This is a genomic window from Pelagicoccus sp. SDUM812005 (assembly GCF_031127875.1).
GTDB lineage: Bacteria > Verrucomicrobiota > Verrucomicrobiia > Opitutales > Opitutaceae > Pelagicoccus.
Genome location: NZ_JARXIA010000013.1, coordinates 158492 through 180053 on the forward strand (window position 1 = coordinate 158492; position 21562 = coordinate 180053).

At 57.0% G+C, this 21562-nt stretch carries 14 protein-coding genes and 1 pseudogene; 11 read left to right on the forward strand and 4 right to left on the reverse strand.

The genetic code is table 11. The annotated features are described in order from the left end of the window. Positions 1 to 166 precede the first annotated feature (166 nt). From QEH57_RS15715 to QEH57_RS15765, 11 genes and pseudogenes are all read left to right on the forward strand, one after another. Positions 167 to 2662 (forward strand): esterase-like activity of phytase family protein, encoded by a 2496-nt coding sequence (locus QEH57_RS15715; protein ID WP_309007713.1) that lies wholly within the window; start codon positions 167 to 169, stop codon positions 2660 to 2662. An 81-nt stretch (positions 2663 to 2743) separates the two neighbouring features. Next, the gene (locus tag QEH57_RS15720; RefSeq protein WP_309007714.1) at positions 2744 to 3232 is read left to right on the forward strand and encodes a hypothetical protein; all 489 of its coding nucleotides are present in this window, start codon (positions 2744 to 2746) and stop codon (positions 3230 to 3232) included. 284 nt (positions 3233 to 3516) lie between these two features. Then, positions 3517 to 6087 carry a leucine--tRNA ligase gene (leuS, locus tag QEH57_RS15725; RefSeq protein ID WP_309007715.1) on the forward strand — a complete coding sequence of 857 codons (2571 nt, stop codon included), beginning with the start codon at positions 3517 to 3519 and terminating at the stop codon, positions 6085 to 6087. Between the two features lie 118 nt (positions 6088 to 6205). Then, positions 6206 to 7042, forward strand: a complete 837-nt coding sequence (gene lpxI / locus QEH57_RS15730) for a UDP-2,3-diacylglucosamine diphosphatase LpxI (protein WP_309007716.1) — start codon at positions 6206 to 6208, stop codon at positions 7040 to 7042. Positions 7043 to 7129: 87 nt separating this feature from the next. Continuing rightward, positions 7130 to 8089, forward strand: a complete 960-nt coding sequence (locus tag QEH57_RS15735) for an AAA family ATPase (protein ID WP_309007717.1) — start codon at positions 7130 to 7132, stop codon at positions 8087 to 8089. A gap of 7 nt (positions 8090 to 8096) precedes the next feature. Further along, entirely contained in the window at positions 8097 to 10571 is a 2475-nt protein-coding gene (locus QEH57_RS15740) for a S8 family peptidase (RefSeq protein WP_309007718.1), read from the forward strand. A gap of 11 nt (positions 10572 to 10582) precedes the next feature. Then, positions 10583 to 10756, forward strand: a pseudogene (locus QEH57_RS15745) (hypothetical protein); the annotation flags it as partial. An 853-nt stretch (positions 10757 to 11609) separates the two neighbouring features. Next, complete coding sequence (locus tag QEH57_RS15750; protein WP_309007719.1) at positions 11610 to 12380, forward strand: sugar isomerase domain-containing protein; 771 nt, start codon at positions 11610 to 11612, stop codon at positions 12378 to 12380. Positions 12381 to 12416: 36 nt separating this feature from the next. Next, complete coding sequence (locus tag QEH57_RS15755; RefSeq protein WP_309007720.1) at positions 12417 to 13697, forward strand: neutral/alkaline non-lysosomal ceramidase N-terminal domain-containing protein; 1281 nt, start codon at positions 12417 to 12419, stop codon at positions 13695 to 13697. Next, positions 13694 to 14956: an AGE family epimerase/isomerase gene (locus tag QEH57_RS15760; RefSeq protein WP_309007721.1), complete on the forward strand. Its 1263-nt coding sequence runs from the start codon at positions 13694 to 13696 to the stop codon at positions 14954 to 14956. The genes QEH57_RS15755 and QEH57_RS15760 overlap by 4 nt, the downstream gene beginning before the upstream one ends. A 3-nt stretch (positions 14957 to 14959) precedes the next feature. Further along, complete coding sequence (locus tag QEH57_RS15765; RefSeq protein ID WP_309007722.1) at positions 14960 to 16474, forward strand: sodium:solute symporter family protein; 1515 nt, start codon at positions 14960 to 14962, stop codon at positions 16472 to 16474. Between the two features lie 302 nt (positions 16475 to 16776). On the opposite strand, the gene QEH57_RS15770 is transcribed toward QEH57_RS15765, so the two are convergent. From QEH57_RS15770 to QEH57_RS15785, 4 genes are all read right to left on the reverse strand, one after another. After that, positions 16777 to 17994 (reverse strand): MFS transporter, encoded by a 1218-nt coding sequence (locus QEH57_RS15770; protein ID WP_309007723.1) that lies wholly within the window; start codon positions 17992 to 17994, stop codon positions 16777 to 16779. Positions 17995 to 18230: 236 nt separating this feature from the next. Then, complete coding sequence (locus tag QEH57_RS15775) at positions 18231 to 19685, reverse strand: ATP-binding protein (protein ID WP_309007724.1); 1455 nt, start codon at positions 19683 to 19685, stop codon at positions 18231 to 18233. Then, on the reverse strand, positions 19682 to 20332 hold the full coding sequence (locus QEH57_RS15780; protein ID WP_309007725.1) for a response regulator transcription factor: 651 nt from the start codon (positions 20330 to 20332) through the stop codon (positions 19682 to 19684). The genes QEH57_RS15775 and QEH57_RS15780 overlap by 4 nt, the downstream gene beginning before the upstream one ends. A gap of 6 nt (positions 20333 to 20338) precedes the next feature. Further along, positions 20339 to 21562, reverse strand: coding sequence for an ABC transporter permease (locus tag QEH57_RS15785; RefSeq protein WP_309007726.1), 1224 nt, complete (start codon positions 21560 to 21562; stop codon positions 20339 to 20341).

Below are 21562 nucleotides of genomic sequence, written 5' to 3' on the forward strand. Positions count from 1 at the left end.
ATCCTTCGTAACCAAATTATTGATACGAGGAGTCGCGATTCTGTAACGTGCGGCAGCAGAAATTAACAATCACCGAATTGAAGCGCTCAAACCAGAGTGAACACTGGATAACCTAGATGCGACGTCCTCTCTCGCCGCATCCCTTAAATCCTAAGTTGACCTTACCATGATCTTCAAATCCAACGCAAATTCTGGCAGCGCCTTCGGACTCGGCGCCGCCTTTAAATTCGGAGCCGCGCTCCTGCTTGCAGCAATTGCTCTGCTTCTATTCCTCTCTCCCAAATCGCCCTTTCCACCAACCGACCCGGATCAAGGGAACGGAAACGGCGGCGACACCCCCGGACAGGGCGAAAACCCGGACCAACCCAGCCAGCCCGGCAAAAAGAAAAAAGACTACTTCACCCGTATCGCCAGCTTCCCGGTTTTCCTCAACTCGGACATCGATAACGAAACCGTATCCGAAATCATCGCCGCTACGAAAAACGGCAAGACTCTCGTCTATACCGACGCAGCGCTCGAAGCGATCGGTTTCGTCGACATCTCCGACGCCCACAACCCCGTACCACTCGGGACCGTCGAACTCGAGGGCGAACCCACCTCAGTCAAAGTTCTCGGCAAGTACGCCCTCGTTTGCATCAACACCAGTGAAGACTATGTGAACACAAGCGGCCAACTCGTAGTCGTTAACATCGCAAAGCAAAAGATCGTCGCCAGCCTCGAGCTCGGCGGACAGCCCGACGCCATCGCGATCAGCCCCGACGAACGCTACACCGCTATCGCTATCGAAAACGAGCGCGACGAAGACCTCGGCGACGGTGCTCCACCGCAAGCCCCAGCCGGTTTCCTCGCCATCGTCGACCTCGTCGGCAAGCCAAGTAACTGGAATGTCCGATCGGTCAATCTCGAAGGCATCCCAACGCTTTTCCCCGAAGATCCAGAGCCGGAGTTTGTCGACATCAACGAGAACAACCTCGCCGTCGTCACCCTCCAGGAAAACAACCACATCGTTATCGTAAACCTCCGAAACGGCAGGATCGTCAACGACTTTTCGGCCGGCACCGTTGACCTCGCTCAAGTCGACACCAACGAAAACGACCTCATAGAGCTAAACAGCTCCCTAACAAACCTTCCACGCGAGGCAGATGCGGTCGCTTGGATCGACAACAAGCGCTTCGTCACCGCAGACGAAGGCGACCTCGACGGTGGTAGCCGAGGTTTCACCATCTACCGCAAGAACGGAAAGGTGCTCTTCACCTCGGGCAGCATGGACGACCACATTACGGCCATGGTCGGCCATTACCCCGAAAGCCGATCCGAAAACAAGGGTAACGAACCGGAAGGAGTAACCGTAGCCAAATACGGCGACGACCAGCTTATCTTCATCGGTTCCGAACGCTCCAGCATCGTATCCGTCTATAAACTACCAAAGAACTCTAACGAACCGGAATTCCTCCAAGTGCTCGCCGGCGGCATGGGCCCAGAAGGCCTCCTTGCCATCCCCAACCGCAACCTATTCGTCACCGCGTCCGAGGAGGACAGTCGAGACGATAAGTTCCGAGCCACCATCACCCTCTACAAGCGCAACGCGAAGGAACCCAACTATCCGACCATCGCATCTGAGGACGGCCCCGACGGAACCCCCATCCCCTGGGCAGCCCTTTCCGCGCTCGCAGCCGATCCCAGCGACGCTGGCCAAGCGTGGACCGTCTACGATAGCTACTACAAGAAAAGCCGTATCTTTAGCGTGGATACATCCGATTCCCCCGCTCTTATCGACGCCGAAATCGTACTCAAAGACACCAACGATGTTTTCAAGATCGCTATCGAAAACGCCATCCTCGCCGCAACCACTCCCGGCAATCCTTACCACGACGCCATCGAAGCGGCCGGGCTCGATCTCTTCCAACTCAACGTCGACGACCTCATCAACGAGGACGGCACCGTCAACCTAGACCCAGAAGGTCTCGCTCGCCGCGCCAATGGCGGATTCTGGCTGGCATCCGAGGGAGCCGGCTCCATCGGCGACGAGAGCAACCCGATCGAATCCCTCAATTGGCTCTTCAAGGTCGCCGAAGACGGAACCATCGAAGAAGTCGTCAGCCTTCCCGACTCCGTCAATGCCAAGCAAGTCCGCTTCGGCTACGAAGGCGTAGCTGTCACCGGATCCGGCGACAACGAAATCCTCTACGTTGCCATCCAACGCAAATGGGCAGGCGACGCCGAGCCACGCATCGGCCGTTACGACACTGCCACCGGAGAGTGGACCTTCGCTCTCTATCCGCTCGACGCTCCCGAATCCGCAGCCGGCGGATGGGTAGGCCTCTCCGAAATCGTGGCCCTCGACGACACCACCTTCCTCGCCCTCGAACGCGACAACCAAGCCAACGTCGACGCAGCGATCAAGAAGATCTACCAGTTCTCAACCGCTGGCCTCGCCTTCAAGGACGACTCCATGTCCGACAGTCTCGAAACCATCTCAAAGAGCCTCGTCCTCGACATACTCCCCAACCTCGAAGCTCCCAACGGTATGGTCATAGAGAAAGTCGAAGGTCTCGCCGTTCTCGCCAACGGCGACGCCATCATCGTCACCGACAATGACGGCGTTGAAGACAGCAGCGGCGAAACCCAATTCATCAACCTAGGACCTCTGCCCTCCAACTAGGCAACCTCCCCAACTGACCGAATTCTCGTGCCGCTTGGCTTTGCGCCAAGCGGCATTTTCGTTTTCAGATGCCCCCTGAACATGAATCCCCTCCACAAATTCATAGTCTCGTCGCTCCTTCTCCTCGCGGCCTGCAGCAGCACCCGCGAATGGAATCCCTTCGTCGACCGAGCCGAGCACGACACCATAGTGGTGCTCGACTTCAAAAGCCCAGACCCCAGCCACGGCCGCATCCTAGCCGACCAAATCGCCTCCGAGCTCATCCGCAAAGGAGAATTCCACCAAGTGCTACGCTCCGTTCCCACCCAACCCGCCCTCGTCCTCACCGGCGCCATCACTACCTACCAAAAAGGCAACCTCCCCCTCCGCATCAAAACCAACGGAGCGGCCGGACACGCCGCCATCGCCCTCAGCCTCACCCTCTCCGAATCTCCCTCCGGCTACCAAGCCACCCAATTCACCCTCCGCCAAACCACCCGCCAATTCAGCCCCGACGCCCGCCGCACCGGCCGCGAAACCATCGACTGGCTGCAACGCCAAATCGCCCGCCAAGCCGCCCAAGAGCTGTAGCCAACGGAGCCATACGCCCGCCCCTCGCTCGCAAAAAGATGCTCGCCCCCACCCCAAAACCTCCCCGCCCAAAGCTGCGCGCTTTCCTCATCAACGTTGATGAACATATTGCGCCGCCCCTCCGCCGCCCCCGACCTTGACGCCACCCCCCTTTTCCCCAACATCCCTCCTCTTTTTCCGACGGCAAGCACAGCCGAAAAGCTTCCCAAGACCTTCGTCCAAACCATTTCAAAACCAACCGAGCCCAGCTGCGAACCCAGCGGGCCCAAAAACAACTTTCAACCATGTCCACAAAATCAGCCGACTATAACTTCAGCGAAATCGAATCGACCTGGCAGCAATACTGGGAAGAGAACAAAACCTTCGCGGCCTCCAACGAGTCCGACAAGGAGAAGTACTTCGTCCTGGACATGTTCCCCTACCCGTCCGGCGCCGGCCTCCACATCGGCCACCCGCTCGGCTACACCGGCTCCGACATCCTCGCCCGCTACAAGCGCGCCCAGGGCAAGAACGTGCTCCACCCCATCGGCTGGGACGCCTTCGGCCTCGCCACCGAGCAGTACGCCATCAAGACCGGCAAGCACCCGCGCACCACTTCCGTCGAGCGCATCGGCCACTTCCGCAAGCAGCTCAAGACCATCGGCTTCTCCTTCGACTACGACCGCGAAGTCGACACCACCGATCCCAAGTACTACCGCTGGACCCAGTGGATCTTCCTCCAACTCTTCAAGCGCGGCCTCGCCTACGTCGACATGCGCCCCGTCTGGTGGTGCGACGAACTTAAAACTGTACTCGCCAACGAAGAAGTCATCGACGGCAAATCCGAGCGCGGCAACCACCCCGTCGTGCGCCGCAACCTCCGGCAAGTCGTGCTCAAGATCACCGAGTACGCCGACCGCCTCATCGAAGACCTCGACCTCGTCGACTGGCCCGCATCCACCAAAAAGATGCAGCAGGAGTGGATCGGCAAGTCCACCGGCGCCACCGCCCGCTTCGCTCTCGAAGGCCTCGACGAGTCCCTCGAAATCTACACCACCCGCCCCGACACCCTCATGGGCGTCACTTACATGGTGGTCTCTCCCGAGCACCCGCTGCTCGACAAGCTCACCGTCGCCGAGAAAAAGGACGAAGTCGCCGCCTACGTCACCGCAGCCGCCGCCAAGTCCGACCTCGAACGCACCGACCTCGCCAAGGAAAAGTCCGGCGTCTTCACCGGCTCCTACGCCGTGCATCCAATAACTGGAGACAAGATCCCCGTCTGGGTCGCCGACTACGTGCTCATCTCCTACGGCACCGGCGCCATCATGGCCGTGCCCGCCCACGACACCCGCGACTTCGAGTTCGCCCAGCAATTCAACTTGCCCATCACCCAAGTCATCAAAGGCAGCGACGAAGACGTCCTCCCTTACACCGGCGACGGCGTCCTCGTCAACTCCGGCAAATTCGACGGCCTCCCCTGGCAAGAAGCCAAGGAAAAGATCACCGCCAAGCTCAAAGCCGAAAAGACCGGCGAAGAGTCCACCCAGTACAAGCTGCGCGACTGGCTCTTCTCCCGCCAACGCTACTGGGGCGAGCCCTTCCCCATCGCATGGGTATCCGAAGAAGACTACGTCAAAGCAGTCGCTAGCGGCGTGCTCGCCGATTGGCTCCCCGACCAACCCGTCACCTACACCGACGAGACCGGCACTGTATTCGCTTTGCCAGTACCGCCATCCGCTCTTCCGCTCGAGCTCCCCTACGTCGAATCCTACGAGCCCGCCGGCACCGGCGAAAGCCCGCTCAAGAAAGCCGACGACTGGATGGAGATCTGGTACAACTACGCCACCGGCGCCTTCGTGCCCGCTTCCGGCGAAAAGCCCGAAGGCGAAGAATGGGTCCGCGCTTCCCGCGAGACCAACACCATGCCGCAATGGGCCGGCTCCTGCTGGTACTACCTGCGCTACATGGATCCCCACAACGAGGAAGCCCTCGCCTCGCCCGAAGCCCTCGAGTATTGGGAAACTCCCGACATGTACGTCGGCGGCGCCGAGCACGCCGTACTCCACCTCCTCTACGCCCGCTTCTGGCACAAAGTGCTCTACGATGCTGGCGTCGTGAAAAACAAGGAGCCGTTCCGCAAGCTCTTCCACCAAGGCATGCTGCTCGGCGAAGACGGCAAGAAGATTTCCAAGTCAGCCGGCAACGGCGTCGATCCCGTGTCCGTAGTAAACGAATACGGCGCCGACACCATGCGCATGTACCTCATGTTCCTCGGCCCGCTGGAAGCCCGGAAGCCCTGGAACTCCAAGGGCATCGGCGGCATCAGCCGCTTCCTCAACAAAGTCTGGCGCGAGATCGTCGGCAAGGACGGCGAGCTGAATCCGAAAATCAAGGACGGCCACCAGGACAGCAAGGAAACCGAAAAACTCCTCCACGAAACCATCAAGAAGGTTTCCGAGGACCTCGACGCCCTCAGCTTCAACACCGCCATCTCCCAGTTGATGATCCTCATCAACCACCTGCAAAGCCAAGAGACCGTCTCCCTCGCCACCGCCAAGGCCTTCGTGCAAATGATCGCGCCTATGGCTCCGCACATCGGCGAGGAGCTTTGGTCCCGCCTCGGCGAGAAAAACTCCGTCGGCTTCGGTCCCTGGCCCGAGTTTGACGAAAAGAAGCTCGTCAGCGACGAGGTCAACATAGCCTTCCAAGTCATGGGCAAAACCCGTGGACAAGCCACCGTATCCAAAACGGCAACACAAGACGAAGTCCTAGAGATCGCCAAACAAGATCCCAAGGTAGCAGCCCACCTAGAAGGCAAGACCATCCGCAAAGTCATCTACGTCCCCGGCCGCATCCTAAACATCGTCGCCAACTAGAAATCTGCCCACAAAGTACACGAAGATTCACGAAGAAAAAAAGTAGGAGCGACCTTGGTCGCGATAAACACAACCTATTCTATTCGTGCACCTTAGTGCTCTTCGTGGGCGAAACACCATGTCCAAATACCTCCCAACAGACTTCGACCGCACCGCCCCCGTCGGCCTTATCGCCGGGCGGGGCGTCTATCCCCGTCTGATCGCGGAGAAAGCCCTCGCCGCTGGCATCGACATGCGGCTCATCGCCTTCGACGGCGAAGCCGCCCCCGAAACAATCGACCTCTTCCCCGAGGATAAGCGAGCCGTCATCAATGTCGGCAAAGTCGGAGCCTGGCTCAAAGCCCTGCGCAAGTTCGACTGCCGCTACACCATCGCCGCCGGCCAAGTTAAGCCCGGCAAGCTCTTTCGCGACCTCAAGCCCGACCTCAAGGCCGCCGCGCTTCTCATGAAGCTCAAGCGCAAGAACGCCCACACCATCTTCGGCGCCATCGCCAACGAGCTCGCCGCCAACGGCCAAACCGCCCTCGACGCCCGCAGCTTCCTAGACGACCAGATGGCCGACCTCGGCCACATGACCAAGGCGTACGAGAAAATTGAGGACACCTACATTCAGCACGGCATCGAGATCGCCCAAGAGATGGCCCGCCTCGATGTCGGCCAAGGCGTCGTCGTGCGCAAAGGAACGGTCCTAGCGGTCGAAGCCTTCGAAGGCACCGACCCCATGCTAAAGCGAGCTGGAAGCTTCAAGACCGACCAGCTCATCTTCGTCAAAACCGTCAAGCGCCAGCAGGACTACCGCTTCGACGTCCCCGTTTTCGGACTACGCACCTTAGAGATCATGGCGGAGCACCACATCGGCACCGCCGTCCTCAAAGCCGGCGACGTCATCATGGTCGAAAAGGAAAAGATCCTGGAAAAGGCCGCCAAAGCCAAGATCCAGATCATCGGCTTTTAAAATGTAGGGAGCGGACTTTACGCCCTAGTCGAGTAGGACGATACTGGAGGATTGCAGTTCTTCTACAAACCACCACACTTCTCACTTATGGCGACCGCTGAGCAGATCAAATCATTGATCAGTTCCCATCTCGAGGAAGATGGGGAACGATTCTACACAGTCGCACTCCAGCTCGCCGCTCACGAAGCGAGGCAAGGACACTCTTCACTAGCGCACGAAATCAAAAGTCTCGTCGACAAATCGCGGCAGACCCGCAAGCAAGCTCTAGTTCGTTTTCCAAACGAGCTAGAGGGGCTAATCCTTTCGGAAGAGCCCAAGGAGCGTCTTGCGTCACTCGTTCTTGAAGAAGACCAACGCGAGCGCATTGAGCGCATTCTCAGTGAATACCGCCAGCGAGAAGCTCTTAAGAATCACGGCCTAGATCATCGCCGCAAGGTCTTGCTCTCCGGCCCTCCTGGTACAGGAAAGACCCTGACTGCTAGAATCCTTGCTTCAGAACTCAACCTGCCGCTGCGTACAATCCAAGTGGATCGGCTCGTGACGAAATTCATGGGCGAAACTTCCGCAAAGCTCCGTCAAATCTTCGACGTCATTGAAAGCTCAAAGGGAGTCTTCCTTTTTGACGAATTTGACGCCATCGGCGGCGACCGCGGACGAGACAATGACGTAGGCGAAATGCGGCGGGTACTGAACGCCTTTCTCCAATTCATCGATGCAGACCACTCAGATAACATAATCGTTGCGGCCACCAACAATCAGAACCTGCTAGACCGTGCTCTCTTCCGGAGATTCGACGACATTCTTCGATACGGTCTACCCGACAAGGCTGAGCGCCAGAAACTGCTAAAGAACTTGCTCGCGAACTTCAAGGCTCCGCGGTTCCCCTTCGCAAAAGCCGCCATAGCAGCAGAAGGACTAAGTCAGGCAGAGATCGCGAGCGCTGCTCGCGACGCCATCAAGAACGCCATTTTAGCCGGAAACGAAACCGTCGAAAGTGAATCCCTCCTTAACTTCTTACATGAAAGGCAACACGCCTACCTGAAATAAATCCCGAATGGCCGGAGAACGTTACCCACACATCCAACTCAACGAGAATTTCCGAACTTCACTCACCTACACAAAGCGCGTAATCATTCCGGCTCCCACTCAGGAGAGACGCGTACAACACGGACAGAAAATTCGCAGAAAGTTTGACGAGGCTTGGGCCAATGCTGGAAAGCAAACAGCAGTTGGCCAAGTAACGAGAGATGGCGTCTACTTGGAATTCGTTAGTGAGCCCGGCACGGAACTTGTGTATCAGAGCCTTGAAGACATGGCGTCGAAAAAGATTCGCGTCGTAAATGTCCGAAAGAAGCAAGAAAGCGACGACACAGTTGAAAGAACTTATGCAACCGTTTATGTATCAAATGATAAACGACGCGTGCTTTCAAACAAGTTGGACGCATACCTTGTGAGCAATACGTCTAGCGGAGCCCCTAAAAACGGCCCACTGGTCAATAGCATAGGAGACATAAAGGCCGCATTGCTCGACTCATTTTGGACGGACTCTGCTCCGATGCCTAGCGATGAGCCAGAGTTCGTTGAAATTTGGATTAATCTAGATTCGGACGAAGCACAGGAAAATTTCGAGGCTATCTGCCGCGAGCTCGGCATCGAGCTACTCCAAGGCCAAGTAACTTTTCCTGAAAGACGTGTCTTCGTCGGCAAAGCTTCTCGCAACCAATTAGAGGTACTCTATCAAAGCTCTGCTTTTGTAGCAGAGTACCGGCTCGCCAAAGAGACTGCAGCGTTTTGGTTACAACTTGAGCCCTCTGAACAAGTCGAATGGGCTCAGAATTTACGCGATAGAATGAAGGTCGATGAGGCCTCCAAAATTTCTATTTGTATTTTGGATACGGGAGTAAACAACGGGCACCCACTAATTGAGCCACTCCTGTCAAACGAAGATTGCCAGGCATACGATTCAGATTGGGGCTCACATGATCACGATGGGCACGGAACTCTTATGGCAGGTCTTGCTGGATTTGGCGATCTCAAGGCAGCCTTGGAGGCAGGAAGTGAAATTCAGATTTCGCATCTTCTTGAGTCCGTAAAGATACTGCCTCCGCGAGGTTCGAACCCAAAACGACTTTATGGTCATGTGACTAGCCAAGCTATCAGTCTGGCGACAATTCAGGCGGAAGACCGCAAACGAATCTTCTGCCTAGCAGTTACGGCAACTGATGATAGGGATCGGGGAAGACCGAGTTCCTGGTCAGGCTTCATCGATCAATCAGCGTTTGGAGCGGACGACGGATTGGAAAAGCTCTTTGTCATCAGCGCGGGAAACACCCCCTTGGGGTACACGCCTGATAAATATCCAACCGAGCAGGTTTTGGAGTCGATACAAGACCCTGCCCAAGCTTGGAACGCATTAACCGTTGGAGCTTACACAGACTTGGTCGTGATCAAGCACGAAGACTATCGTAACCACACGCCTCTCGCTCCACAAGGTGGCCTATCGCCTCACTCGTCGTGCTCGACGGAATGGGAGAAGATTTGGCCTATAAAACCCGATATTGTTTTTGAGGGGGGCAACCTAGCAGTGGGGAATGGCGAAGTCGTAGATTATTGCGATGAGCTCTGCCTATTGTCCACTCATCACAGAATTAGCGAACGGCTCTTTGAAGGATTCTCCATGACGAGTGCGGCCTGTGCAAAAGCAACATGGTTCGCCGCACAAATACAATCGCGATACCCAGAGCTATGGCCTGAAACCATCAGAGCAATTATTGTCCACTCTGCGGAATGGACGTCTGCACTAAAGCAACAATTCCTTCGCAATCCCGAGGCCCCATCGAAAGGCGACATAGCTTATCTCGCAAGAATCTGCGGCTGGGGCATTCCCAATCTCAATAAGGCCCTTCACAGCGCTTCAAATTCACTCACACTAATATCTGAAGCTACGTTGCAACCCTACCAACCTGGCAGCACTGGATACAAAACCAAAGACTGGCATCTATATTCGTTGCCGTGGCCGAAGGAAACGCTCCTAAATCTACCACCAGAAACTGAGGTTTCCATGAGAGTCACCTTGTCATACTTCATCGAGCCTGGTCCTGGAGAAGTGGGGTGGAGAGACAGATACAAATACCCGTCTCATGGATTGAGATTCGGAATAAAGAAACCCGGAGAATCAGAAACTAATTTCAAACGACGCATCAGTGAAGCGACAGAATCCGACTCGGACATTGAAGTAGATCGGGGCGGAGCTGGAGATTACTGGACTCTTGGGAGCACATATCGACACAAGGGATCGATCCATTCCGACATCTGGAAGGGTACACCACAGGACTTGGCTAATTCTAACATTCTCGCTGTGTATCCAATAAAAGGATGGTGGGCACAAAGACAGTGGCTCCAAAAGGGAGAGAGTCGTTGCCGATACTCATTCCTCGTTTCGATCTCAACTCCGAATGAGGAAATAGACTTATACATCCCGATCACTAACCAGATAGGTGTTCCGACTCCGGTTGAGATTACGATTTAGACTACCGCTTCGACGTACCCGTTTTCGGACTACGCACCTTAGAGATCATGGCCGAGCACAACATCGGCACCGCCGTCCTCAAAGCCGGCGACGTCATCATGGTCGAAAAGGTACCGAGCAAAGCGACACGACCAAAGATCCTGGAAAAGGCCGCCAAAGCCAAGATCCAGATCCTCGGCTTCTAGAATGTAGGGCCGGGCTTTACGCCCGTCCGCCACAGTCCTCACATCCGCCTTCTACCAGTTCACCATTGCCGACAAACTGCTTCGCGGTTCGAATACGCGAATCTGATGAAAGCCTCTTTCCGAAAAGCTCGATGCGATCGACGACCTCAATCAGCTGGGAGCAACACTCATCTCAGCGCGCAAAGCCAAAGGTCTACCCTACATCGACCCCAACACTAAGGAACGTGTACCAAAGCGTTCCCTAGCTGAAAACACCGCTCCATACAACCGGCCCCAGCAGGCCTAGGTCGTTGGTCATCAGTGAAGGCACTGCCCCGATTTCAAAGCCGACCAAAGGCTTCTAGACCGACCAGCTCACTTTCGTCGAAGCCGTCAACCGCCAGCACGACCGTCGCTTCAACGTATCCATTATACAACGACACCCCTAACGACCATCGACTCTTTGCCGCCCGATTTCTAAATCACCGTACAGTCAGCAGCAGGCCCTCGCGAAGTGACTTGAGAGATCTAGACCAATCAAATTGCCGTATCTACCCCGAGAAGGGCTCATCCTTCTATCGCCCGCCAGCCCAATGATCCGCTCTGGAGACAGACCGTGGTTTTCCGTAAAAGCAGATACTTCTCGAACGCAGGTCACAGCGGTGGAGTATGAGCCGTAGTGAGCGACCAGCACGCTAGAATCGAGCGCCGTTCCGCTCCTAACCGATCCTTCTCAATCCGTTCACGCTCTAACGGCGCTCTCAAGCTCCCTCCTACACGAAGGACACCGTGGCGTCGCGCTGCTCCCTGAACATGCAACCGCCGCGATCTGAGCATCTCCTTTCCTAAACACCAACACAAGCTCCGCTTCCCTATGTCTAAAATCGACGCCGCTGCGCTTTGCTCTTCCTTCGCCGAGCGCATCCAGAAAATAACGCAGGACATCCAGGCCACCGAGGCTGCCTCTCTCGACGCGGCAGCAGCACGCATGGCCGATCAAATCGAGAAGGATCGTCTCGTCTACATCTACGGCCCCGGAGGCCACTCTAACCTATCCGCCCAGGAAGTGTTCTTCCGGGCAGGCGGTCTGATGCACGTATCGGCAATCCTCGATGAAGGAACCTTGATCTCGAACGGAGCGCTTCGCTCCATGGCGATCGAACGCACGCCCGGCTACGGCAAGATCGTGATCGAGGATCAGGGCCTGAAAGAAGGAGACTTGCTCATCCTCGTGAACGCATACGGAATCAATTCCGCCCTGATCGACGCGGCCTTGGAAGCCAAACGGCGCGGCGTCTTCCTAATCGGAGTAAGCTCGAGAGCGCACGCAGAGGGCACCGCTCCGGATCATCCTGCTCGTCATCCGAGCGGCCACAATATTTTCGAGCTAGTCGATATCGCGGTCGACTGCAAAGTACCCATTGGAGACGCCGTCGTGCAGATCCCGGGGTTCGACGAGCCCGTGGGAGCTATCTCCACCTTCGCAAACGGATTTGCCATGAACTGTCTCGCCTTGCGTACGATCGCCAAACTCGTGGACCGCGGCATAACGCCACCCGTATGGCGAAGCGCAAACGCCCCGGGAGGCGACGCAGCAAACGCCCGCTTCATTGACAAGTTCCGAAACCGCGTTCGCGGACTCTAGGGCATCCTTGAGCGAACATCCCACCTGAAGATCCTCGTGCCAGAGCCCTGCCGTCCAACAATCCTAGCGGGAGTCGCTCTGGTTGACGTGACGCCTTCCGAAGGATTTGCGATGTCCGGCTTTGCCGCCCGCACCGCAGCAGCGACCGGCATGCACGATCCTTTGACAGTACGAGCGGTCGCTGTAGGTGACACTGCAATCGTCTGCGCGGATGTCATTGGACTCCACGAGGTCAGTTGCCGTAGAATAAGAGAACGCTGCTCCCTGCAGGACGATAAGGTCGTCGTCTCTTCGCTACACACGCATGGCGGGCCCGTCACGATGCCAGGTCGCCTTGGCGACAAATGCGACGTTCGCTATCTCTCGAGGCTGGAGGACGCTTGCGTCGAAGCGATCGAAACGGCGATTGAAAGCCGCCGACCTGCCCAGCTATACAGCGGTCTGGGGACAGATCCTGAGGTCGCGCAAAACCGCAGGCATGCCAAGGGGCGGGTCGACCCCAACCTACCCGTGCTGGGAATAAAGGCTGAAAACGGGAACTGGCTCGCCTTCATCGCATCCTACGCATGCCACCCTGTGGCCTTAGGTGCTGACAATACGCTTTGGACAGCCGATTACCCAGGGTTCGTGCGACAGAAACTGGAAGCAGCCTACCCGGGAGCGATTGGATTGTTTCTACCAGGCTGCGCCGGCGATACGAATACAGGCCATCGAGCAAGCGACTCGTTCGAGGTTGGTCCCTCCGCAAGGCGCACCTTCGAAGAAGCCGAGCGCGTCGGCGCCCTCGTGGCCGCCAGCGCCCTAGCTGCGAAGCTTGAGCGAACGCCAAACGCAAACGTGAGCTGCGCAGCTGGAAGCGTCGATCTTGAGCTGGAACGAAGGGAGCTAGCTCCGCTCCAACAGCTGGCGGAGAAATGGGCAGCTGAATCGGCTGCATTTCCATCTCGAAGAGCCTTGCTGCAGAGTTGGGTCAAATGGACCGAAATCGCTGCCCAGCTTCCACTGTCCCCTTGGAAAGCCCAGGTTACGGTCCTCAATTGGGGAGGCATTCCCATAGTCGCCCTCCCTGGCGAGATCTTCGCTGAGACTGCGTTGGATATCCGCAGCGGCCTAGGCACCCACTCCGCCTTCGTCCTCTGCTTTTGCAACGGATGCCCTGGATACATCCCGCCAAGACCTGAGTATCAGTACGGTGGATACGAAGTGAACGAGGCCCACCGCTACTACGGCATGCCCGCTACCTTCGCGCCCGGTTCGGCCGAACGGCTCGTTTCACTCGCCCACTCACTATCTAAGCAGATCGGAGTTTCAAAGTGAACGAGCGCGGATTCCTATCCCAGGCTAGGGAGCGCTACCTTCGGGCGAACAAACGCTCCCTTGAATGGCTTCTAGCCCGGCCTTCTCTACACGGAGGATTTCTCGATAGCAAACTGAACAGCATCACTCTAGAGAACTACGGCAGAAAGGACTATTGGCGGGGGCCAGAGGTGCTCTACGGCTGGATTCAAGGCAGAGGACTGGAGGCTCTGCTCGCTCATGCATCCTTTTTCGAACGGGAAGAGCCAAGCTTTTCCGCGCGACTTTCGAGGCGAGCGAAAGAGCTGTATCATTCACTGGCACCTCTCTACGACCGGTACGGACACGGTTACTTTAGCTACGATCGAAATCTTGTTCCGGTTTATCGCAACGCAGACGATAGAGCTCAATCGCAGGCCCTAGACAGCGGTCTCTACACCTACTCCGATATCTTCATACTAAAAGGTCTTCTCAGTGCCTCGCAGCTCTATGATTCAAAGGCTACAATCAAATACCGCACAGCGCTACGAAAGCTGGTTGAGTCCATAGAACAAAACCGCTTCATCCTGAACGAACAACAACGCCTCGCCCCTTCTGTTATAGAAACGCAAAAGGACGATTACGCCCCACGAATGATAATGCTCGGAACCGCGGCGCTGCTGAAGCGATTAGGCATGCACGACGAAGCGCAATTCGGAGAACGTTTTATCGAACATATAATCCAAAGGCACACCAGCGATTCAGGTACGATTCGGGACGTAGCCGAGCAAGACATTTTCAATCCAGGCCACGCCATTGAATTCGTCGGCTTCGCCTACGAATATTTCAGCGATGCAATTGGATCAAAAACCGCTAAGCTGCTTGAGAATGCTTTATCAAAAACCTTCCATTCTGGCTTTTCGGGAACGGGAATCTATTTAACGGTTTCGCATTCCAATCAACAGCTACCGAGCAGATACATGCCATGGTGGTCATTGACGGAAGCGATCAGAGCCGCCGCACTCACTTACGAACGAACCCGCAGCCCTGGCATATTGGAGATATGGCAAAAGGCTGACCAAGCCTTTTTTAGGCACTACTGGCGGGAGGATCCCCCACTCGCCTACCAGACGCGGACAGCAACGGGACCGATTGATTACGCGCCCGCCACTCCCGACCTAGACCCCAGTTACCATACGGGATTAAGCTTTCTCGCTGCGATACGATCAATCGACCGCATGCTTCCAAGACTTCCTCAGCAACCTGGAAATCGGCACTCGACCACCAACAACACACTTTAAATCATGAGTTCACCTACTCTAAGCGCTCACTTCTCCCGACTGGACTGGATCGTCATAGGAGCCTTCTTCGCAATGATGGTAGCCATCGGAATCTGGTCCCACTTCAAAAACAGAGATTCGGAGGACTACTTCGTCGCGGGAGGAAAGATTCCGTGGTGGCTGAGTGGAATCTCGCATCATGTGTCTGGATACAGCGGCGTCGTTTTCGTAGCCTACGCCGGACTCGCTTATACCCATGGCCTTTCTCTCTATAGCTGGTGGGCCCTTTCTATCGGTTTCGGCGTACTTCTTACTGCCCGAGTTTTTCCCGCACGCTGGGTTCGACTTCGCAAGAAGCTAAATATACAATCGCCCTTGGAGTACCTCTCCGCTCGATACAACACCTTCACGCGACAGTTGATCGCTTGGGCTGGAGTCTGCCTAAAGCTCTTCGATGTCGGAGCAAAATGGGCCGCAATCGCCGTCCTGCTAAAAGCGTTTACGGGCGTTCCAATGGACGCAGGAATCCTACTTTCCGGAGGTGTATCGCTCATCTACATCGCAATGGGAGGGCTCTGGGCCGTACTGATCACTGACTTGGCCCAGTTCATCGTTCAAGTCATAGCCGGACTCGTCATGTTCGTCGTGGTTATGGCTGAACTAGGAGGCATCTCTTCAATCTTCGGCATGTGGGATCTCCTGCCAGAACGAAACGGTCAGTTTTTCAACGACGACTTTACGGTATGGTTCGCGATCGCGTTTCTATTCGTGAGCATGCTCAGCTACAACGGTGGCACTTGGAATCTCGCGACGCGCTATATTTCTTCCAATACCGAGAAGGACGCCCGCAAGGCTGCCAAACTGTCAGGCATCCTCTACTTCATATGGCCCCTTATTCTCTTCTTCCCCATGTGGGCCGCCCCCTTGCTACTCCCCGAGCTTGCCAATCCAGAGGAGTCATACGGCTTCCTCGCCATCCAACTGCTCCCCTCCGGCCTGGTCGGACTTGTTCTGGCCTCCCTTTTCGCCAATACAATGTCCATGACGTCCTCGGATGCGAATACCATCTCCGCTGTGATCGCGCGCGATATCCTACCGGATTTCTCCCCGAAAATGAAAGCGCTCGCTTCCGAAAACTCCCTCACCGTTGCGCGGGTGACCACAATTGCCTTCACGGCGCTCACCATTATCGTAGCATTAAACTACGAGAGATTCGGCGGTATCGTGAATCTCATCATCTTCTGGTACGGAGCGCTGGTCGGTCCGCTGGGCGTACCCATCGTGCTCGGCCTGCTCCCTTGGTTCAAGCATTGCGACGCCCGCGCCGCGATCGTATCCATAGTGGCTGGCCTGACGACCTTTCTCCTCTTCAAAGTCCCCTACCTGCTAGGCGATTCCGTAGAGCTCGGAAAGGCGCTATCCGTGAGCCTACCCTTGATCGCGTCAACTGGCGCCTTTCTAACGATGGGCTGGTTCAGTCGCAAGAGAACCGTACCCCAAAGAGTGGAGGAGCTTTTCAAAGCGATCAGCTCCAAGTAAGAAGGGAGCTGGGTGGCCCTGTCTAACACCGGTCGCCAGATTTGGCGAAAGCGGGACAATCCGCATGCTCAAACTCAATATCGGCGAAAGGTCTCCCGCAATTAAGGTGTCTACAATATTCGATTATCGGAACCATTGCCATCTAGCCGTTCATCGCGTTGTCAGCCTGCCGCGACTCAACAACCGCATTTTGCCATTCTGAAAACGCTCGCTAGGATCGGCGCTAGACCAACGAGAACAAGTACCGCTTCTACGTATCCATTATCTAACCACACACCTAACAACCATCGGCGTCTCGCCCCTCAATTACCTTTCGCTGCTGCCCCCTGATCGCTCTCTCGCACGCAGCGCGAGAGCGCCAGGGCCAGCAGGCTCACCCCTACCGCCAGCCAGCCGAGCCAGTGGTAGCCGACCAGGCGTCCCGACGCGTCTGCCGTCACGATCAAGCCGCCGGTAGTCGAAGCCGCCCCCGAGGCGACGTCGCGGGCGCAGCCGCTTAGGCTCATGAAGGCCCCGCGCCGGGTCGGCGGGACCGCTAGGGTCATGATCGCCTGCCCCGGCACGAAACGCCCGCTGGCAAAGACAAAGAAGGTCGCCGCGATCACGAGCACCAGCCACATCGGCATCGGACCGCCATTCGCGATCGCCAGCGTCACCACGCTGGCCACCCCAACCAGAACCGTCAGCACGCGCACCCGCCCGAAGCGGTCGGCGAGCTTTCCGATGCGCGGCGCCGTGAATACCGTCAGCACGCCCCCGATCAAATAAACCAGGAAGACGCGGTCTTCCGGCAAGCCCATGTTGGCCACGAAATACTGAGCCATCAACGGGATGATCGCAAAGTGGCCGAACACGAGAGCGGCGTAGAACAACAGGGCCTTGCCCGCATTGGCATCCTTGAGCAAGGCCACGAACGACGCCGCCCGCTTCTTCGGGTCCGCCTCCAGATGCCCGCCCACCGAGGGCAGGCCGAAGAAGGCCACTGCCCACATCACCGTTGCCAAGCCCGCCAGCAAGAGAAACGGCGCTTCCCACTCGAAGGCGCTCGCCAGGTAAAGCCCCGTCGGCACGCCCAGGGCCGAGGCGATCGAAAAGGCAGTCATCACGATCCCCACCGCCGCTGCCCGACGCTGCGGCGGCACCACGTCCCCCACGATCGACAGCACCAGAGCCGTTGCCACTCCGCCAAAACCGCCGCTGATCATGCGCCCCACCATCAAGGCCGTCGCATCCTGGGCCAAGCCGCAGGCCAAGGTTCCAGCCGTAAAGCCCGCGTACACGAAGAGCAGGGCCGTGCGCCGATCGAAGCGATCGATAAACGGCGCGGTCAAAAGCCCCACCACCCCCGAGCTAACCGCGTAGGCCGCCACGATCGCGCTGAACCTCCCCGGTCCGATCCCCAAGTCGCGCACGAGCTGAGGCCCCAACGGCATCAGGATCATAAAGTCCATAACGTGGGTGAACTGAACAGCCGCCAGCAGCAGCAAAAGTGGTTTTTCCGAAAGCGTCCGGTGTCGCATAATCTAATCGCCGGAAATCGCGTCCATCGGGATCAGTATTCCGGAACTCCTCCAACGAACGCCAGACCCGAGCAACTGCCAAGCATTGCTAGAAAGGTTTTTCATTTCGATATGTCACCGGTCGGAACCATCCTCCCTCGCCTCACCTACCACAAGCCGCCTAGCCAACGACCCTCTCGGCAAACGCTCGCCACCGAGCAAGGAAGCTGCCCCTTCCCGATCCTCTCGCCCCTCGTTTAACCGTCTGGTAAAACTACCCTGAATTCGCTTCCCTTTCCGACGACGCTAGCGACCTCGATGCGGCCGCCCACGTTTTCCACGATCGCCTTCGCCAAGGCGAGGCCGAGACCGGAATGGCCGGCTTGCGAATCGCTGCGAGATCGATCCACCCGGTAGAAGCGATCGAAGATGCGGGGGAGGTCTTCCGGGGAAATCCCGGGACCATCGTCGATGACTCGAACCACCGCCGCCCTCTCGTTCGCTTCGACCTTCACCTGCACCCTTCCCTTTCCCCCATGGTGCTGCACGGCATTTCCTATCAGATTATTGAATACAACCGAAAGCAGCTCGGGATTCGCCCTGATCAGCATCGACGGCAACTCGGATTTCAAGCGAATCCCCTTAGACTCCGCCAGCGGCTTGATAAGCGAAATCGACTCGGCAAGGACCGTCGCCAAGTCGCAATCGATACCTTCCGTCCCGGGGGGATTGCTATCCTGCCGAGCAAGCAACAACAAGCTTTCCACCAAGTTGCGCATGCGTTCGGCTGCTTCGTGACAAAGCTCAAAGGACTCCTGATAATCCTCGGAGCTGCGCGGGATTTCGCGTTTCCGCATGCGGTGGCTTTCGGAAAGCAAGATCGTCAGAGGAGTTCGCAACTCGTGTGACGCGTCCGCGGTGAACTGTCGCTGCTGCTCGAGCGTCGCGTTGAGTCGATCGAAAGTATGGTTCAAAACGCGGCTGAGCTGATCGAGTTCGCTGTCCTTGCCCGAAAGGCTGATGCGCTCGTTCAGGTTGCCCTCCGCTATTCTCGACGCCGTCCGGCTAATCGATTGGATCGGCCGGATCGCCTTGCCCGCGAGCCACCACCCCCCGAGCAGACCGCCAAGCCACAGGGCCACCCCGCTGCCCGCCAAAGACCAAGCGAAGCGACGCTTCTCGGCCAGATCCGCCGAGATATCCAACCCGACCACGCTGCGCAGTCCGAAGTCGAAACTATGCACGCTCTCACGGTTCGTCCCGTTCATGCGCATCTCCTCGAGCATTCCTCCTCCCTCCGAAAAGGAGGGAAATTCGATACGCTCAGGAGCGTTCGCCGACTTCAACAAGACGCGACCGTCCGCATCGGCAAACGCGTAATAAAGAGTATCGGTGGACTCTTCGCCAGACTCCTCTCCTCCCGTATCCTTTCCTTCAATACCACCGCTGAGCAACTTTTGGTAAAGTTCCTGGGGATAAGGAATTCGCTTGTTCTGCACCGTGCCGGCTTCCGACGGAAGCCCCCCGCTTCGATCCGTAATCTCCCTGATGAGCGCTCGCTCCTGCTTTTGAAGTTCGCGGTCGATACGCCCTCGTTGGTTCAACCATGCGAGTTGGTAGGCCGTTCCGCAAAAGGCCGCGATGGCCATCAATAGGATGAGCCCATGCCAGGCCTGAATCCGCCAACGGATAGATTGGAAAGGGATTTTCATTCGATACAGTAGCCATGCCCCCGACGGGTGGCGATGAGGCCGGAGCCTAGTTTCTTGCGCAGGTTCGAAACATGCACGTCGAGAAGGTTCGACAGGCTGTTGTCCGTTTCGTCAAAGAGATGTTCGTAAAGGTCGCTGCGACTCACGACCTCGCCACGGTGAACGAGCAGGTATTCTAAAAGCGAATACTCGCGGGCAGTCAGTTCGATCTCTTGTCCATCTCGCGTTACGCGACGACGGGCCATATCGAGCTGCAAGCCCTCGAAATCGATCTTGGACTGCGTCTTCCCCGCCGCGCGCCGGATGAGGGCCCGCAAGCGAGCAACCAGCTCGTCGCTGTCGAAGGGTTTGGTCAAATAGTCGTCCGCTCCGGAATCGAGACCCTTGATGCGATCGGGAACCGTGTCCCGAGCCGTCAACATGAGAACCGGTACGTCGTGCCCGGGACGCAGCCTTTCCAGCACTTGCCAGCCATCGAGCTTGGGCATCATGACATCCAGCACCAAAGCGTCGTACACCCCTTCCTGAGCCTTGTACAGCCCCTCCACCCCGTCCGCAGCGTTGTCCACCGCGAATCCTTCGTCCTGCAGCGTAGCGCTCAGGCTTCGGCGCAGGCCGGGGTCATCTTCTATAACGAGTACGCGCATCGCGGTTCATTCGTGACGCAAGGCATCTATCGGATCAAGCCGAGAGGCGCGCCGGGCCGGAGCAAAGCCAAACACGATTCCCACTAAGGCCGAGAAGAAGAAGGCGATCAGGTTGATTTGCGCATTGAAAGCGAAAGGGATTTGAATGAGCGGCGCCAACAGCGAGCAAAAGGCGAACGCGAGCCCAATCCCCACGATGCCGCCGACGCATGACAGCGTGAGCGCCTCTACGAGGAACTGCCACAGCACCTCCTTCGCAGTGGCTCCGATCGCGAGCCGGATCCCGATCTCTCGCGTCCGCTCCGTCACCGATACCAGCATGATATTCATGATCCCGATACCGCCAACCAGCAGGGACACAGCCGCCACCGCGGAGAGCAGCATGGTCATCAGTTCGGTGGAAGAGCTAAGCGTTTCCGCGATTTGCCGCGTATCGAAGACGTTGAAGTCGTCGTCCTGGTTGCTCTGCAGGTTACGACGCTGACGCAGCAACGAAGAGATATCGCTGATCAGCGTATCGCTGTCGTAGCCCTCCTCCGCCGAGATGCTTATCTCGCTAATATCTCGCCCCGAAGTGCGGCCGCCGAGACGGCGTTGCATGGTAGTCAAAGGAACCACAATCGTATCGTCCTGATCCCCCATGCCCGCTTGCCCCTTGGCCTTGAGAACTCCTATCACTTGCAAGGATGCTTGGCCCACTCGAATCTTCTGCCCCAGCGGATCCTCGCTTCCGAAAAGTTCGGTCTTTACCGTGTCACCAATCACCGCGACGGCTTGCCCGGTACGGCTTTCGCTTTCGCTGAAGAAACGCCCCGCGGACAAGGTCCACTTATTTATGCTGAAATAGTCTTCGGTGCTTCCCGTGATTTGCGTGTTTCGGGCTGCTTGCAGATAGATCGTGCTCAGCGAGGCCTTGCGCACCGGGGCTATCGCCGCCACTCCCGCGACCTGGTCACGGATCGCATCCACATCTGCCTCGGTAAAGTTCGGAACTCCAGCCGTACGCGCCCGCGGCCCGAAACCTGAACCGGGACGTACCATCATAAGGTTGCTCCCCAGATCCGAAATTTGGTTCTTAACGGCCTGCGTAGTGCCGTCTCCCAATGTAACCATCGTCACCACCGCCGAAACGCCGATAATGACACCGAGTACCGTAAGGAAGGCTCGCGTTAAATTTCGCCGGATCTCCCTCAAGGCGATGAAGAAGGCGTTGCCTAACATTATAATCAT